The following is a 16,879-nucleotide window of genomic DNA, read 5'->3' on the forward strand; positions in this document are numbered from 1 at the left end:
AATAGATTACTCAAAAGAGGAAGTGTTTCCATACCTCTAAGGAAGTATTGAAACCTGGCACAGGAAAAACCACATTTGTAGGTCGTCTCTGTTTCCATACCTCTAAGGAAGTATTGAAACGGTCTCTTACAAACCAGTAAGGGTTGTAAGATATCTTGGTTTCCATACCTCTAAGGAAGTATTGAAACATTTTTTCTAGAACTAAATGTAAATTAATATATTCAGTTTCCATACCTCTAAGGAAGTATTGAAACTCGAAGATCTTGAGGACTTCGAAACGGTCGAACCTGGTTTCCATACCTCTAAGGAAGTATTGAAACGGGGTAACGGTCGGGGAGGGAAGGGTGGGAAAAAATGTTTCCATACCTCTAAGGAAGTATTGAAACTCTTTTTCTTTTTGCAACAATGTGGGGTTTGTGATAGTTTCCATACCTCTAAGGAAGTATTGAAACAATCGAGGTATTCTTTCTTTTGTTGCTGCTTCATTGTTTCCATACCTCTAAGGAAGTATTGAAACCCGTTGGATTTCAAAGAAATTATACCACAGAACATATCAGAAAGCAAGAGTATATAAAAAGATAGAGAGGGTGTTTCATCATAAGTGATTCTAACACACAGAAAGGGTCAGTCAAGTACTGTTTGGAAAAATGGAATAATTGCATAGTCAATGAAAAGCCTAAACCATGGCAAAAACAAAAGATAAATTACCCTAACCTAGGTCAGGCCATTTTGGGGTGTTTCAGGGGAAAATCAACTAGTTCTTGTTTTCACAAATTCTCGTAAAAAGGTCTACCTTAAAGTGTTAAAGGATAAGTATGTCGCTTCTTTATTTGTCGTCAAATCATAAGTTCATGTTCAAGTTATTTCTGAGTAGTTGTTTTCCTTTTTCGCTCATTATTCCTTTTTTATTGCATAGCTTCCGGTACCACAAAGGCGCATGAAATTTTCCGTTACCGGTAATTGCATACTCCCTATCTACCTTCTCATGCCAGATACCTCTTACACCCACTTTGTGAATAAATGGAACTTACCGTGCTTTAGTGAATAAAAAATAGTTATTGCCTTCTTATATATTTTCTTCTAAGTTTCCATGGAGTTCAATGTTAACCTTCTCTTAATTGTTCCCGTTTCAAAACACTGGTACAATAGATCTAGAATGAATAAGACCCGACGGAGGAGCGCCCGAGATGAGTAGGCTGTCCCTTCAGGGGAGGAATTGGGGACAGTTGAAAGGCGAGGGCGCCGAAGGGTATAGGGTTCCTCCCGCCCTATACGCCTGGGGGTATGGGGAACACCCATGCCACTGTCACGGAGATCTCTCCGTGGAGAGCCGATCGGGTCTGGAATCGAAAGAATGATTTCAGACCTGATTTGGCGTCTCTTCGGGGAGCGAAGAGACGCTTTTTTTATTAAGACCAGGGAGGGAAGAAGATGAAAGTAGGAGTGGTAGGTGCTACGGGAGAAGTTGGACGAGCGATGGTAAAGGTTCTTGAAGAGTTCAACGTTCCGGTTACAGAACTCAGGCTGTTTGCTTCCGAAAGATCCGTGGGAAAAGAGATTGAGTTCAGAGGAGAAAAGATAAAAGTAGAACTCCTCACAGAGGAAGCGATGAAGTGGAATTGTGATTACTTTCTGTTCTCGGCGGGTGCAAGCGTTTCACGAAAATTTGCACCCATAGCCGCTGAAAACGGAGTTACGGTGATCGACAATTCTTCTGCTTTCAGAATGGAAAAGGACATACCCCTCGTTGTTCCCGAAGTGAACGCTCATCTACTCAAGGGGTACACCGGTATAATAGCAAATCCCAACTGTTCCACGATACAGATGATCTTGTCCATATACAAGTTGCACGAAGTTTATGGAATAGAAGAGATCTTTGTGGCGACATACCAGTCTGTTTCTGGAGCAGGTCACAAGGGTATCGAAGAACTTCTGTCCCAGGAAAGAGGCGAGAGTGTTGTTAGGGTGTTTCCAAAGCCGATTCACAGAAATGTCATTCCCCTCATAGGGGATGTTCAGGACAATCTCTTTACGCAGGAAGAGATGAAGATGATAAACGAAACAAGGAAGATCCTCAACGATTACTCGATAAGGGTTTATCCAACAACCGTAAGGGTTCCTGTTCTTTACGGTCACTCCGAAGCGGTTATGGTGAGGTTGAAGAGACCGTTTGAGTCACTGGAGAAGGTGAAAGAGATCATAGCATCGGGAGAAGATGTTGTTGTGACGGATGATCTGGTGACTGCCGTTGACGTTGCCAGAAAGAACGAAACGTATGTCTGCAGACTGAGGCAGGGAGATGAACGTTCCATCTTGTTCTGGAACGTGGCGGACAACATCCGTGTGGGAGCCGCAACCAATGCAGTGAGGATCTTACTGAAGCACGCTGAAATGAACGGAAGGATGTGAAAAAGTGGTTTGCTATTCTGCGAATGGGAACACCTTCCTGATGGTAGACAACACCGAAAAAAGGATCTCCGAGAACGAAAAACCAGATTTTGTACGAAACCATGCGGGAGATCTGGATGGTGTGATATTCGTAGAAAAGTTGGGTGAGAAGTTCTTCATGGATTATTACAATCGCGATGGAAGCATGGCAACCTTCTGTGGAAACGGTGCCCGGGCTTTTTCGCAGTATCTGATAGACAGAGGATGGGTGAAACAGAGAAGATTCACCTTTCTTTCAAGAGCGGGGGAAATAAAGGTTTTCCTGGACGATGGAATCTGGGTGAGGATGCCTGACGTTTCGGAAGTGAAAGAACTCGAAGTGGACGGTTACAGGGGACATTTTGTGGTGGTGGGGGTTCCCCATTTCATTTTAGAAGTGAGAAACGTGGATGAAGTGGATGTGGAAAAACTCGGAAGGTTCTTGAGGCACAAAACCAATGCCAACGTCGATTTTTATGAGGTTGCCCAGGGCTTCCTGAAGGTAAGAACGTACGAACGTGGTGTGGAGAGGGAAACGAAAGCCTGTGGAACCGGTGTAACGGCCGTTTTCTTCGTGCACCATAGCAGAACGGGTTCTAAGGAGATGAGAGTTCTGGTACCCGGAGGAACACTTTTTCTCAGAGAAGATAATGGGGAAATCTATTTGAAGGGGGATGTGAAAAGATGTTCAGAGGAGTAGGAACTGCGATCGTCACACCTTTCAAAAACGGAGAACTTGATCTGGAGGCTTACGAGAGACTGGTCAGGTACCAACTTGATGGTGGCGTGAGTGCGCTGATCGTTCTTGGAACGACAGGAGAAGCTCCCACGGTGAACGATGACGAGAGGGAAAGACTTGTCTCAAAAACTCTCGAAATCGTTGATGGAAAGATTCCCGTTATTGTGGGTGCTGGGACGAATTCCACAGAGAAAACCCTAAAACTTGTCAAACAGGCAGAAAAACTCGGAGCCGACGGTGTGCTCATAGTCACTCCCTATTACAACAAACCCACTCAGGAAGGGATCTACCAACACTACAAATACATCTCAGAAAGAACAGACCTGAAGATCATCGTCTACAACGTTCCAGGAAGAACAGGGGTGAACGTTCTTCCGGAAACCGCTGCAAGGATAGCATCCGATCTCAAGAACGTTGTCGGAATAAAAGAGGCTAATGGAGATATCGACCAGATAGACAGAACAGTCACCCTTACCAAGAGCGCAAGAAGTGATTTCATGGTTTGGTCTGGAAACGATGACAGAACGTTCTATTTGCTGTGTGCAGGTGGAGACGGTGTGATCTCTGTGGCCTCCAATGTGGCGCCAAAACAGATGTCTGATCTTTGTGCCGAGTTCTTCGGCGGAAACATCGAAAGGGCAAGGGAGATCCACAGAAAACTCAGACCGCTCATGAAGACCCTCTTTGTGGAAACGAACCCAATACCTGTGAAGGCCGCTCTTTCTCTCATGGGTTACGTGGAAAACGAGTTGAGGCTACCTCTTGTTTCTGCAAGTGAAAAGACGGTGGAGCTCCTCAAGGGAGTCCTCAGGGAGAGTGGTCTGTTATGAAGTATGGAATCGTGGGGTACTCCGGGCGCATGGGGCAGGAAATTCAAAAAGTCTTTTCCGAGAAGGGACACGAACTCGTCTTAAAGGTAGATGTGAACGGCAAAGAGATAAAAGACTCACCCGACGTGATCGTGGACTTTTCCTCGGCGGATGCTTTACCAGGAACCGTTGATCTGTGTAGAAGATACAAATCTGCCCTTGTTCTGGGGACCACTGCCTTGAAGGAAGAACATTTCGAGATGCTGAAAGAACTTTCAAAAGAAGTTCCCGTTGTTCAGTCTTACAATTTCTCCATAGGGATAAACGTTCTGAAAAGGTTCCTTTCAGAACTTTCGAAGGTTCTTTCAGATTGGGACGTGGAGGTTGTGGAGGCGCACCATCGCTTCAAGAAGGACGCCCCCTCCGGAACAGCGATCCTTCTGAAAAAAGCTCTGGGAAAGGAAGTTCCCATTCACTCTTTGAGGATCGGAGGAATCCCCGGTGATCATGTGGTCGTGTTTGGAAACGTGGGTGAGACGATAGAGATAAAGCACAGGGCGATCTCCCGAACAGTTTTCGCCATAGGAGCATTGAAAGCCGCTGAATTTCTTGTTGGAAGAGAACCTGGTTTTTACAGTTTCGAAAAGATCGTGTTTGGAGGTGAATGAAATGGATGCAAGAGAGATCATAGAGATGATAGCAAAGTCAAAAAAGAAAACCCCCATTGTTGCCTACATAAAGGGAAAACTCGATGGGGTAGATTTCTCTAAATTCAAGTTCTTCGGTAACGATCAGTTTGGAGTTCTTTTTGGAGAGTACGAAGATTTCAGAGAGTTACTCGAAAAGTATGGTGAAAAGATAGAAGACTACCATCTGGAAGTGAAGGCAAGAAACTCCGCTCTTCCTCTTGCAGACATCACCAAGTACAGGGCTCGAATCGAACCGGGTGCGATCATAAGAGACATGGTGGAAATCGGCGAAGGTGCTGTAATCATGATGGGCGCAGTAATAAACGTTGGAGCGGTGATTGGTGAGGGAACAATGATAGACATGAACGCTGTCGTAGGTGGAAGGGCTATCATAGGAAAGAAATGCCATATTGGAGCGGGTGCGGTTATCGCTGGTGTTATAGAACCTCCAAGTGCAAAGCCGGTGGTAATAGAGGATGAGGTGGTCGTTGGAGCAAACGCTGTGATACTGGAGGGTGTCACGGTTGGAAAAGGGGCTGTAGTGGCTGCCGGGGCCGTTGTAACAAAAGACGTTCCACCGTACACCGTGGTTGCGGGTGTGCCTGCGCGTGTGATAAAGCAGATAGACGAAAGAACAAAGAAAAAGACCAGGATCGTTGACGAACTCAGAAATTTGGAATGATGGAGGTTGTAGAGATGAAACTGGTGGTACAAAAGTACGGTGGTAGTTCAGTTGCCACTCCAGAGAGGATAAAAAACGTTGCAAGGAGGATAAAGAAAAAGATTGAAGAAGGTTTCAAAGTGGTCGTTGTGGTCTCTGCCATGGGAAAGACAACTGACGAACTCATAAAACTTGCAAAAGAGGTTTCACCAAAACCTGACGCAAGAGAACTCGATATGCTCCTGGCAACGGGAGAGCAGGTTTCTGCCGCTTTGCTTTCGATGGCTTTAAAGGATCTCGGCGTGAAAGCAAAATCTTTGAACGCCTTTCAGGTGAAGATAAAAACCACACCGCATCACACGAGTGCTCGCATCATGGACATAGATGATAGTGTGATCATGGAAAACCTCAAGGAGCACGATGCTCTGGTTGTAACCGGCTTTCAGGGAGTGAACGAGAGGGGGGATCTCACCACGCTTGGACGTGGTGGATCGGACACATCGGCGGTTGCCCTCGCTGCAAAGCTGAGAGTTCCCTGCGAGATCTACAGCGACGTGGATGGTATCTACACGTGCGATCCCAGACTCATTCCGGGGGCAAAAAAGTTGAAGTACATAACTTATGACGAGGCTCTCGAACTCACCGCACTTGGGGCGAAGGTGCTTCATTCCAGATCCGTTGAAATCGCCAAAAAGTACAGAATACCCGTGTACTGCGCTTCTTCTTTTGTTGAAGAGGAGGGAACCATGGTGGTGGAAAGACTTCCCGAATGGCTGGAGGAACCCGTTGTGACGGGTGCAACAATTTCGCATGGACAGATAAAAGTTTCGATCTCTTTCCTTCCAAAAGAGGCAGAATACATCACTGCCATATTCGAAGAGGTAGGGAAGCGTTCTCTGAACGTCGATATGATCTCTCTTGTTCCATCGAACGGAAAGGTGTTTTTGTCTTTCACAATACTGGAAGATCACAAAGACGATCTTGACGAGGCGCTCAGAAATGCTCTGAAAGATGTTGAAGGTTGGAAATCCTCCTACGAGGAAGGTTTTGCCAAACTCTCGATCGTCGGTGTCGGAATGAGAACAAGCCCTGGGGTTGCGGCAAGGTTTTTCAGTGCTTTGAAGAGGATTGGTGTTACTCCAGAACTTGTCACCACATCTGAGATAAAGATCTCCTGCCTTGTTCCAGAAAAAGATGCTGAAAAAGCTTTGAAAGCGGTGGTTGACGAGTTTGGTCTGGCCGAATGATCAGGGGAGGTGTGTGTCATTAAAACGTCGAGCACAATGGAGACACTGAAAAAAGCAGCGGAGATCCACGGTACACCTCTTTATGTGTATTTCGAAGAAACAATACGTGAGCGTGCCAGAAGGGTAAAAGAGGTTTTCCAGGGGATAAACCTTCTTCCCACCTTTGCCGTGAAGGCAAACAACAATCCCAATTTGCTTGCAATTCTAAAAGAAGAAGGCTTTGGAATGGATGTGGTGACAAAGGGAGAACTCTTCGCTGCCAAACTTGCCGGAGTGGCTCCTTTTCTGATCGTCTGGAACGGAAACGGAAAAAGCAAGGAAGAGATGCTTCACTTTTTAAAAGAAGGAGTAAGAACGATAAACGTTGACTCCTTTGAGGAGATGGAGATGTGGGAAAGTCTGAGTCCAGAAGACGTGAACTTTTTTGTCAGGGTGAATCCAGAGGTGGATGCACGAACTCATCCTCACATCTCCACCGGACTCAAAAAACACAAATTCGGTATCCCTCTGAACGCACTGGACAGTTTTATGAAGAGATTCAAAGGAATGAACATAAAAGGCCTTCATGTTCACATAGGTTCTCAGATAACGAAAGTGGATCCTTTCCTTGAAGCCTATGAAAAGGTTGTAGAAGCTTCAAAAAGATACAGTTTTGAAGAGATCAACATAGGAGGAGGATGGGGAATAGACTATCAGGGAGAAGAACTGAACGTTCAAGAGTATCGGGAAAAGGTTGTACCACTTCTTGATGGATTCAAAAGGGTGTTCGTTGAGATCGGAAGATACATCATCGCTCCTGCCGGCTTTCTCGTACTGAAAGTCATTCTCGTCAAAAGAGGAGAAAACAAGGTGTTCGTTGTTGTGGATGGTGGAATGAACACACTCATAAGACCTGCCCTGTACTCTGCCCATCACAGGATCTTCGTCTATGGAAAAGAAGGATCAGACATAAAGGCAGATGTTGTAGGTCCCCTGTGTGAGAGTGGAGACGTTATAGCGTACGATCGGAATCTTCCAGCAGTTGAACCGGGAGATTTCCTGTTTGTGGAAAACGCGGGTGCGTACGGTTACACCATGGCGAACAACTACAACTCGACCTCAAAGCCCGCAGAGGTACTGGTGAAAAAAAGTGGCGAACTGGTACTGATAAGAAGAAGGGAAAACATGATGGACATCTTCAAGGATGTGGTGATGTGAATGGGCGAAATAGAACTGAGACATCTCCTCCACATGAATCCAGAACCCTCCTTTAAGGAATTCAAGACCCGGGAGATTCTCAGATCGGCGATCCAAAAGATCGGCTACGAAAGGATAGTGGAGGTTGCCGGAACGGGTCTGGTCGTTGAGAAGAAAGAAACAGAGGGGCCTTACGTTTTGTTAAGGGCGGAAATGGATGCCCTCCCCATCAGAGAGGAGACAGGATGGGAGTTTGCCTCAAGAAACGACTACATGCACGCCTGTGGGCATGACTTTCACATGAGTGCCCTCTACGGTGCAATGAAACGGTTGAAGACTGTACGAAAGAATTTCCTCTTTGTTTTTCAGCCTGCCGAAGAAACCGGTGGTGGTGCAAAGGAGGTTGTCGAGTTCCTCAGGAAAAACTACATCATCAAGGCTGCTGTTGGATTCCATGTAACGGACGAATACGACGTGGGAACGGTGGCGTCGAGGGTCGGGGTGCTGTTTGCTTCGGCGACGGAATTCGATGTATACTTTAAAGGTGTCCCCGCTCACATTGCCTTTGCCGAAAAAGGGAAAGATGCGTTGAAAGTAGCCGTCTCTTTCCTGCACTGGCTTTACGGCAGAAAGTGGGATGCCCTTGTTGGTGTTGGGAAAATCGTTGGTGGCCGGGTGAGAAACGTGGTTCCTTCAGAGGTGAAGATAGAAGGTACTATAAGGGCAAAGACTTTGAAGATAGCAGAGGAAATATTGTCGGAGATGAAAAACCAACTTTTGACTCTCAAAGACAGATCTGGTGTTGATTTTTCTCTCGAAAAGGGAAGTGTCTATCCGGAGGTAAAGGTCGACGCAGAGCTTCTGGAGATATTGAAGAAAAACTGCGAAAAATTGAACCTCAAGTTCATCGAATGCGAAATGAAGAAGACTGGGGAAGACTTTGGATACTTCACACAGGTGTTTCCATCTCTTTCCTTCTGGTTTGGTGTGGGAGAAGGGGAAAGGAGAGTGGGACTTCATCATCCCTGTTTTCTACCAAGGGACGAGTACATACCTCTGGCATCTGAACTTCTTGCCTCCCTTGCGGTGGCAATATGAGGAGTGTGAACGAGATGAATCTGGAAGAGATTGTTGAGCAGTTGAAGGCAAAAAAAGTCAAACTGACGACACAGAGAATGGAAATCATAAAGTTCGTATCGAAGATGGAAAAAGGACACTTCGAAGCAAAAGAACTGTTCTCTGTTCTTTCAAAAAAGATTCCATCCCTTTCCATAGCGACGCTGTACAGTACCCTGTACCTTCTTGTGGATCTCGGTGTGATATACTCATTCAGCTATGGGCAGAAAACTATCTTCGACTTCAACCCTGTACCACACGGACACTTCGTGTGCAAGGTCTGCGGAAAAATAGAAGACATCGAGATAAAAAAACTGGATCTTGGAAAGGTCAGGGGAAAGAGAGAGAAGATAGAAATCGTAATACGTGGTGTGTGTGAAGATTGTCTGAAGAGGGTGAAAGATTGAGGTTTTTCACCCAGTTTTTATCCATTCTTCTGATAGTTGTGGGCACAATCGGACTTATGGGATGGGTGGTTTTCTATTACCTTGAGCCCTACATCTCCACTTTTCTGGGGGTTAGCGTTCCGGAGAGCTTTCTTGCGGTGTTGCTTTTTTTGTTTCTTCCGTTTCTCTTCTCGGGAATCTCCTTGAACTATTACACTTCTTCTGGAAAGAAATGGCTTGTGGTGTTAGGCTTTCTTTTTCTTTTTCCTTCCCTGGGGGCCCAGCTCTATGGACTCTACATCTTTGGAAGCCTTGTTTCCAGAGTTATTGGTGTATACGTTCTCTTTTTACTCTTCACCATGGTGTTGCTTGCCTTCTTTCTGACCGTTATCAGGAGGGATGAACCCTGAAGGTCCTTGGTGTTGTGGTCGAATACAACCCGTTTCACAACGGGCACCTCTATCATCTGACACAGGCCAGAGAGATCGTAAAACCTGAGTATACGATTGCTGTGATGAGCGGGAACTTCTGCCAAAGAGGGGAACCCGCTGTGATAGATAAATTTGCCCGCACCGAGATTGCCCTGAAGATGGGGATAGACGTTGTTCTGGAGCTTCCGACGGCTTTCGCCATCCAGGATGCGGGTGGTTTTGCATTCGGTGCTGTGAGTTTACTCGATTCGACGGGTGTTGTCACAGACGTTGTCTTTGGAAGTGAATCCAACGACATAGATTTCCTGTGGCAGGTGGCGAAGATCCTTTTTGAACAGCCCGAGGAATACAAAGCGCTTCTGCACGAAGAATTGAAGAAGGGCTATTCCTTTCCAAACGCTCGTAAATTTGCTTTGATGAGGTATTTTTCTCTCAAAGGATGGAACGAAAAGAACGTTCTGAGACTCGAAAAGTCCAACGACATCCTTGGAGTTGAATATCTGCACTCTGCTCTTAGAATAGGGTCTTCGATCAGGTTTCACACGATAAAGAGAGTGGGGGCAGAAGAAAAGGATATTTCTTTCAAAGGAAAATTCTCAAGCGCCACAGCGATCAGAAATCTTTTGAGAGAAGAAAAGTGGAGCGAGGCCAGAGAATCCCTTCCCGAGGCGTCTTACGAGATCCTGATGAGAGAGTTCAAAGAGGGAAGAGGACCTGTTTTTCTGGAGTATATGGGAGATTTCATGCTGGCGTTTTTCCGGTTGAAAGAAAGGGAATACTTTGAGAAAATACACGGGTTTTCCGAAGGACTTGAAAAAAGATTTCAGGTGTGTGCCAGACAGACAGGGTCGTACAAGGATTTTCTGGAGTGCGTCAAGGCGAAAAGATTCACTTTTTCACGAATAAGAAGACTGTCTCTCTTCTCTGTTCTGGAGATGAGTAAGGAATTCGTTGAAGAAAGCAACGAAAAGGGCCCTCAGTACATCAGAGTGCTCGGTTTTACCGAAAAGGGAAGAGAGATCCTGGCGATCATGAGAAAGAAAGCAAAACTTCCCATTGTAACCAACATGTCTCTTTACAGAAAGGTGCTGGAAAAAACAGAACTGCCTGTGGATAGAAACCTTTTCGTCGAGCAACTGAAACTCGATGTGAAGGCAACCAACTTCTACTCCACGTTCTTTCCGTCGAAGGAAGAAAGATGCAGAGAAAGAGACTTTGCAATTCACCCGGTTTTTTTGAGAACAGAGACATAGAACGATGTGAGAGTCTCGTCTGGTAGCATCAGAAATCCAAAGCCATCCCACACCCCTTCTACTCTGTAATCTTTCAATCTTTCTCTCAAATCAATCACATCAACATCGGGGGTTTGCTCAACGAAGATCTTTATGACCTCTGTGTTTTCTTCTTTAGTTATGGTGCATGTACTGTACAGCAAAATGCCGCCTTTCTTCAAGAGTTTCCACGACTGAGAAAGTATTCTAAACTGTTTTTCCGAAAGTTCTTTGAACTCTTCTTTTTTTGCTCTTCTCAACACCTCTGGATGGTTTCTTGCCGTCCCAAGAGAAGAACACGGTGCATCCACAAGGATTCGATCGAACTCATCTTGAATGAACTCTATAAGGCGCTCCGCATCTGCGAGTTTGATCTTCACAGAAGAAAGTTTCAGGCGTTTTACGTGTTTTTCGACCAGTTGCAACCTTTCCATACTCACGTCTGTTGCCAGAATTTCTCCTTTATCCTTCATCAGTTCAGCAATGAAGGTTGTCTTTCCACCCGGAGCAGAGCATGTGTCCAGTACTTTCATATTCGGTTCCAGATCCATAAGAAGCGGTACGATCTGGGAAGATTCTCCCTGAACCGTGGCGAGACCCTCCGTTATGACCTTCGAATCGTTCAGAGGAACTCCCAGTTTCTTTATCACAACAGAAAATGGAGAATGTTTCCCATAAATAGCCTCTGTTCCCTCTTTTGAGAGGATCTCTATGACTTCGTCTCTGGTCGTAACAAGTGAGTTCACGCGAAGCACGGTTGGAAGTGGTTTTTGGTTCCACTCCATGATCCTCAGCACGGCCTCTTCTGGAAGAAAGGAATTCCAGTAATCGACTATCCACTTTGGATGTGAGTAAACAAGATGAAGATCGTTGGGAGGTGGTACACTCTTTACTCTCCTCAGCACAGCGTTGACGAGTTTTCTGAAGTTTTCGTTCTTGATCAGCTTTACCGTTTCACTCACTGCGGCGTAATCTGGTACACCATCCATGAAGAGAAGTTGATAGACTCCCATTCTCAGTGCAACCCTCACGGCTGGTGGAATATCTGGATTTCTGAGAAGTTGATTTATATACCAATCCAGGAGCTCTTCCTTCCTCATGACTCCCCACACGAGTTCCTTGAGGAATCTTCTGTCTTTATCGTTCAAAACAGAGAGGACGCTGTCCACGTCCTCTCTGTCCAGAAATTTTTCCTTTTCGCACTTTCGAAGGAGCCTGTAAGCGAGCAATCTCACGTTTGTTCTCATCTTCTATCACCGAAAAGCCCTGCCAGAGCTATCATTCTGAGAAGCTGAAGGAACGCTGTCAAAGACGAGGCAACGTATGTGAGAGCCGCTGCGTTCAGAACCTCTTTGACACCTCTCAGTTCGTACTCGGGCATCAGCATCGAGGTTTCAAGGAGTTTCACCGCACGCCTGCTGGCGTTGAACTCTACAGGAAGAGTGATCAGTGTGAAGAGAACAACCAGTGAAAACAGAATTATACCCAGCCTTATCAAAAACGGTGTGTAGAAGATGAGACCGAAAAGGAAGATGAACCACGAGAGGTTCGATCCCAACGCGGCTGCCGGTACCATCATGTTTCTCAGAGCAAGCAGAGGATATTTCTCAGCGTCTTGTATGGCGTGTCCCACTTCGTGAGCCACAACTCCAAGAGAGGCGACAGAAGTTCCTTTGAAGTTCTGTGGAGAGAGCCTGAGAACTTTCTTCACAGGATCATAATGATCGGAGAGAAACCCCGAAACGACTTCTATCTTCACGTTGTAGATACCGGCATTTTCGAGCAATCTCCTTGCGAGTTCGTACCCTGTGAGTCCCAGAGAGGATCTCACCTGTGAATACCTGGCGTAAGCCGTCTGAACCCGTATCTGCGCCCAGAGTGCCAGTAGCAAGCCCGGAATGAGTATGATGAAGGTTGGATCAAAGAAGAAGAACACACTATCACCTCCTCAGCCAAAGACGTGGACCACCAGACCGCTCAGAAGTTTTGGTTCAAACCAGGTGGACTTTGGTGGCATGGTTTTTCCTTCATCTGAGACTCTCATCAGCGTTTCTATGTTCACGGGATATAGAGCAAAGGCCACATCGAATTCTCCTTTGTCAACGATTCTTTCCAGTTCACAGAGCCCTTTTATCCCACCTATGAAGTCTATTCTCTCGTCCTCTCTTGGATTGGAAATACCAAAAACCGGTTCAAGAAGCTCTCGCTGGAGTATGTTCACGTCTAGACTTTCGACAACGCCTTCAGGAATTTCCCTGGGAATTAACACATACCACTTACCGTTTCCTACGTACATCGCGATCTCGTGTTCTCTTGAAGGTCTTGCGGGAACGACATAGGACCTGTAAATGTCGAACTTTTTTGAAACTTCCTCCAGAAGTTTTTCCACGGTGAGGTGAGAACGAACAACCCTGTTGTAATCGAATATCCTGAGATGGTTATGGGGAAAAACCGTAGCCATGAAATAGTTATGTGGTCCCTTTCCTACTTCCCTATCGAGAATATCACTCACCCTTGCAGCTGCAGCTGCTCTGTGGTGTCCATCTGCTATGTACAGGTTTTCTATGTTTTTGAAGAGATTCTTTATTTCTTCGATCTCTTTTTCATCGGAGACAACGAAGAACTCGTGAACCACATCCAGGTCGTCCGTTAGCCTGTAAATAGGTTCCAGAGAGTCGGCAAGTTCCATCAGTTTCCTGTCCAGCACTTCCATGGATCTGTAGAAGAGGAAGACCTGCCCCGTGTGAGCCCTTGTTGCCAGGATGTGCTGAACCCTTTCCTCTTCTTTCTTCTTTCTGGTGAGTTCGTGTCTCTTTATGTGACCTTTTTTGTATTCTTCCACAGGGAACAAAGCCACAAGACCCGTCTGTATATGATCTCCCATCTTTTGACGGTATATGTATAGGGCTTCTTTTTCTTCCTGAATCAGGATGCCTTTTTCTATGAAATCCTCAAGGTTTTTTCTAGCTCTCTCCATGTCTTCAGGGGTAGGATCCATTTCTATTTCATGCGTTTCTGCCTCAACCCTTGTCACTCTGAGGAAACTGAGCGGGTTGCTTTTGATGGTCTCTTTGGCTTCGACAAACGACACCACGTCATAGGGTTTTGCCACGAACTTTTCAACTACGTCCTTTCTTGGCCGATACCCCCTGAAAGGCTTGATCTCCATTCGTTCCATACCTCCTCTACATAGATATGTTGTTTTTCGAACATCTCTTTTGCGTTCTTATCTTCAAATTCGTGGTCGTATCCTGCAAGGTGAAGTATCCCGTGTATTACAACCTCTATCAGTTCTTTCTCAAAAGTGTTGTTGTATTCCTTTGCATTCTCCTCAACAACCTCGGGACAGATGTAGATTTCTCCGTAAACTTCCTCGAGGAGAGGAAAGGTAAGCACATCTGTTGGGAAGTTTTCACCACGGAATTCTCTGTTCATTTCTTTTATTTGATCTTTACTCACGAGTATCACGTTCGTGTTGACGTTTCCTATCTCCTTCTTTACGATTTCGTCTAATTTTTCACTCAAACTTTTCAAGATCTCTTTTCCTTTTCCTTCACCCAGAATTTTGACCATCTATTCTTACCACCTTCTGCAATTTTGCCTCTTCTGGGTATTCTATCCTGGAACTGAATATGTTAACGAGCACCTGTAGAAAGGCGTCTGAGATCTTTTCTAGCTCACTCAGGGTAATACCAGATTCATCGAGTTGCCTTTCGAAGAAGATGGAGGAAATGACATCCTCCACGCATTCTTTTATCTGAGTAACGGAAGGATTCTTCAAACTTCTGGATGCTGCTTCCACAGAATCAGCCAGCATTATGATGGCAGCTTCTTTGAACTGTGGTTTTGGTCCCGGGTAGCGAAATTCTTCCTCTGGTATGTCCTCAAACTGCTGTTTGGCTTTGTAGTAGAAGTACTTCTGTGATCTTGTTCCGTGATGCTGCGGGATGATGAATTCCACGAGCAAAGGAAGGCGATGTTTACGAGCAAGTTCTATTCCGTACTTCACGTGCTCGTTTAGAACAAGATGGCTCAGAGAAGGTGTTATGTCTTCGTGAGGGTTCTTACCGTCCCTTATGTTCTCTGTGAAAAAGTGGGGCCTTTTCATCTTACCTATATCGTGATAATAAGCACCAATTCGAGCCAGGACGGGATTTGCGCCTATCTTCTCTGCGGCTGCCTCTGCCAGATTTGCTACGATCACGCTGTGATAGTACGTCCCCGGTGCTTTCATGGCAAGCATCTTCAGGAGAGGATGGTTCAGGTTTCCAAATTCGATGAGACCGAGGTTGGAATAAAGACGGCTCGTGTACTCCACATATGGAAGAATACCTAATACCATCACACCCGAGAGAATCGGATTGAGAAGGGCTGCTAGAAGATCGTACGAGGTGTACTCAATGTTCAAACCAAATCTCATGAAGAGGTGAGTTCCTGTAAGTGCCAGTGACGTCAGAGCAGACGATTTCATAACATCGAGTCTTCTGTCAGCGTTTGAAAGGGTTTTTGTGGCGATCAAAACCGTCAGAAGAAAAGGCATGATCAGATTTATATCGTAATACCATCTGTACATGGAAATGATGGAAAGAAGAACACCACTTGTGAGGGCAACCTCAAAATTGAACAGCAGACTCATCAGCGCAACCGGTATGTAGAGTGGGGTCATGAAAGGGCCAATTTCTGGAAGGGAAAATCCTATGAAAACAGTCCCCAGCAGGATCAAAGAAAGGTGTGTGTAAGTGTAAACCTGGCTGAGAGAGTATTTTCTGAAATGCCTGACGCTTGTTTCTACCAGTGAAAACCAGATTGCAAGAGTGACAATGCCTTCAGAGATCAAATTCATAGGTTGAAATCCTGTGCGAATATGTGCCATGAACAAAGATAAAAAGATGGTCGCTACTACGGCAAACAATCGCTTTCGATTCATGACTTTCTCGACCTTTCGTATTCTTCGTAGGCTTTTATGATCTTCTTCACGAGAGGATGTCTCACAACATCACTTTCATCAAGATACACAAATTCTATTCCAGGTATGCCCTTCAGTATCTTCTGACACTCTATTAGACCGGATTTCCCTTCTTCTATATCAACCTGTGTGATATCGCCGGTCACAACCGCCTTTGAATTGAACCCGAGCCTGGTCAGAAACATCTTCATCTGCTGATAAGTGGTGTTCTGCGCTTCATCCAGAATTATGAAGGAGTTGTTCAATGTACGCCCTCTCATGTAGGCAAGTGGCACGATTTCTATGATTCCCCTTTCACGATAACTGTTGAATTTATCTGGAGAAGTGATGTCAATTATGGCATCGTACAGAGGCCTCAGGTAGGGCTCTACTTTTTCTGTCAAATCTCCTGGTAAGAATCCTAACTTTTCTCCTGCTTCAACCGCTGGCCTTGTCAGAACAATTCTGTTCACTTTACCCATTTTCAGGTAATCAAGAGCGATAGCCACTGCCAGGTACGTTTTCCCTGTACCAGCTGGTCCTATCACGAAAACCAGGTCGTTTTTCTCGACAGCTTCTAGATACCTTTTTTGGCCCAAAGTTTTGGGTTTTACCTTTCTTCCAAGAACAGGGCCTCCGTTGTTTTTCGAGTAAACATCCTTCACACTTTCCGCGTTTGAAACCTTTTCCACTAAATACTCGAATTCGGTCCAGTCCAGTAAATGTCCGTCTCTTGTTATGGATATGATCTCGTCCAGGACGCGGTGTGCTGCTTCTACACTCCTTTCGTCTGAACCTTTTATGAGAATTTCACTACCTCGGACTGCGAGATCCACGTTGAACGTTTTCCTGAGGTATCTTGCTCTTTTATCGTACTGACCGAATATCTCCAACACGCCCACATCTTCGGGAATCCTGACTTTCCTAACAGTGATCGTGGTTCCCACCTCCAGACCTGTTATACTTTTTCAAGGAAATTATA

At 45.5% G+C, this 16,879-nt stretch carries 17 protein-coding genes, 1 CRISPR repeat array and 1 riboswitch (1 of these 19 only partly in view); of the genes, 11 read left to right on the forward strand and 6 right to left on the reverse strand.

All coding sequences use genetic code 11. From position 1 onward, the window contains the following. Positions 1 to 517: a CRISPR direct-repeat array (repeat unit 30 nt; unit sequence GTTTCCATACCTCTAAGGAAGTATTGAAAC); it begins 1,373 nt to the left of the window's first position. 646 nt (positions 518 to 1,163) lie between these two features. Next, a riboswitch (Lysine riboswitch) is annotated at positions 1,164 to 1,342 on the forward strand. An 89-nt stretch (positions 1,343 to 1,431) separates the two neighbouring features. From AS006_RS08290 to AS006_RS08340, 11 genes are read left to right on the forward strand one after another with little or no spacing between them, the layout of a single operon-like run. After that, complete coding sequence (locus AS006_RS08290) at positions 1,432 to 2,409, forward strand: aspartate-semialdehyde dehydrogenase (protein ID WP_101513883.1); 978 nt, start codon at positions 1,432 to 1,434, stop codon at positions 2,407 to 2,409. A gap of 4 nt (positions 2,410 to 2,413) precedes the next feature. Continuing rightward, positions 2,414 to 3,127: a diaminopimelate epimerase gene (gene dapF, locus AS006_RS08295; protein WP_101513884.1), complete on the forward strand. Its 714-nt coding sequence runs from the start codon at positions 2,414 to 2,416 to the stop codon at positions 3,125 to 3,127. Beyond that, a complete protein-coding gene (dapA, locus tag AS006_RS08300) occupies positions 3,112 to 3,996 on the forward strand; it encodes a 4-hydroxy-tetrahydrodipicolinate synthase (protein WP_101513885.1) in 885 nt (294 codons plus the stop codon). The genes dapF and dapA overlap by 16 nt, the downstream gene beginning before the upstream one ends. After that, entirely contained in the window at positions 3,993 to 4,643 is a 651-nt protein-coding gene (gene dapB / locus AS006_RS08305) for a 4-hydroxy-tetrahydrodipicolinate reductase (protein ID WP_101513886.1), read from the forward strand. The genes dapA and dapB overlap by 4 nt, the downstream gene beginning before the upstream one ends. 1 nt (position 4,644) lies before the next feature. After that, the gene (dapD, locus tag AS006_RS08310; protein ID WP_199167544.1) at positions 4,645 to 5,346 is read left to right on the forward strand and encodes a 2,3,4,5-tetrahydropyridine-2,6-dicarboxylate N-acetyltransferase; all 702 of its coding nucleotides are present in this window, start codon (positions 4,645 to 4,647) and stop codon (positions 5,344 to 5,346) included. A 14-nt stretch (positions 5,347 to 5,360) separates the two neighbouring features. Beyond that, positions 5,361 to 6,572 (forward strand): aspartate kinase, encoded by a 1,212-nt coding sequence (locus AS006_RS08315; RefSeq protein ID WP_101513887.1) that lies wholly within the window; start codon positions 5,361 to 5,363, stop codon positions 6,570 to 6,572. 36 nt (positions 6,573 to 6,608) lie between these two features. Then, the gene (lysA, locus tag AS006_RS08320) at positions 6,609 to 7,769 is read left to right on the forward strand and encodes a diaminopimelate decarboxylase (protein WP_101513888.1); all 1,161 of its coding nucleotides are present in this window, start codon (positions 6,609 to 6,611) and stop codon (positions 7,767 to 7,769) included. Then, positions 7,770 to 8,846, forward strand: coding sequence for a M20 family metallopeptidase (locus AS006_RS08325; RefSeq protein WP_101513889.1), 1,077 nt, complete (start codon positions 7,770 to 7,772; stop codon positions 8,844 to 8,846). Then, complete coding sequence (locus tag AS006_RS08330; RefSeq protein WP_233185703.1) at positions 8,843 to 9,271, forward strand: Fur family transcriptional regulator; 429 nt, start codon at positions 8,843 to 8,845, stop codon at positions 9,269 to 9,271. The genes AS006_RS08325 and AS006_RS08330 overlap by 4 nt, the downstream gene beginning before the upstream one ends. Continuing rightward, positions 9,268 to 9,660, forward strand: a complete 393-nt coding sequence (locus tag AS006_RS08335) for a hypothetical protein (protein WP_199167546.1) — start codon at positions 9,268 to 9,270, stop codon at positions 9,658 to 9,660. The genes AS006_RS08330 and AS006_RS08335 overlap by 4 nt, the downstream gene beginning before the upstream one ends. Next, positions 9,657 to 10,934 (forward strand): nucleotidyltransferase, encoded by a 1,278-nt coding sequence (locus AS006_RS08340; RefSeq protein ID WP_255408731.1) that lies wholly within the window; start codon positions 9,657 to 9,659, stop codon positions 10,932 to 10,934. Before AS006_RS08335 ends, AS006_RS08340 begins: the two co-directional genes overlap by 4 nt. Here the strand turns inward: AS006_RS08340 and AS006_RS08345 are convergent. The 6 genes from AS006_RS08345 to AS006_RS08370 all read right to left on the reverse strand — a co-directional run bounded on the left by AS006_RS08345 (position 10,904) and on the right by AS006_RS08370 (position 16,850). Continuing rightward, positions 10,904 to 12,199 (reverse strand): 16S rRNA (cytosine(967)-C(5))-methyltransferase, encoded by a 1,296-nt coding sequence (locus AS006_RS08345; RefSeq protein ID WP_101513892.1) that lies wholly within the window; start codon positions 12,197 to 12,199, stop codon positions 10,904 to 10,906. The two genes, AS006_RS08340 and AS006_RS08345, sit on opposite strands and share 31 nt — an antisense overlap. After that, positions 12,196 to 12,888, reverse strand: a complete 693-nt coding sequence (locus AS006_RS08350) for a zinc metallopeptidase (RefSeq protein ID WP_101513893.1) — start codon at positions 12,886 to 12,888, stop codon at positions 12,196 to 12,198. The genes AS006_RS08345 and AS006_RS08350 overlap by 4 nt, the downstream gene beginning before the upstream one ends. Positions 12,889 to 12,900: 12 nt before the next feature. Then, on the reverse strand, positions 12,901 to 14,121 hold the full coding sequence (locus AS006_RS08355) for a DUF1015 domain-containing protein (protein ID WP_101513894.1): 1,221 nt from the start codon (positions 14,119 to 14,121) through the stop codon (positions 12,901 to 12,903). After that, positions 14,076 to 14,525 carry an rRNA maturation RNase YbeY gene (gene ybeY / locus AS006_RS08360; RefSeq protein ID WP_101513895.1) on the reverse strand — a complete coding sequence of 150 codons (450 nt, stop codon included), beginning with the start codon at positions 14,523 to 14,525 and terminating at the stop codon, positions 14,076 to 14,078. Before ybeY ends, AS006_RS08355 begins: the two co-directional genes overlap by 46 nt. Beyond that, on the reverse strand, positions 14,506 to 15,795 hold the full coding sequence (locus AS006_RS08365; RefSeq protein WP_233185704.1) for an HD family phosphohydrolase: 1,290 nt from the start codon (positions 15,793 to 15,795) through the stop codon (positions 14,506 to 14,508). Before AS006_RS08365 ends, ybeY begins: the two co-directional genes overlap by 20 nt. Positions 15,796 to 15,875: 80 nt before the next feature. Next, entirely contained in the window at positions 15,876 to 16,850 is a 975-nt protein-coding gene (locus tag AS006_RS08370) for a PhoH family protein (RefSeq protein WP_101513897.1), read from the reverse strand. Positions 16,851 to 16,879: the final 29 nt, after the last annotated feature.

The sequence above is a fragment of the Thermotoga sp. SG1 genome, from assembly GCF_002865985.1.
Lineage (GTDB): Bacteria > Thermotogota > Thermotogae > Thermotogales > Thermotogaceae > Thermotoga.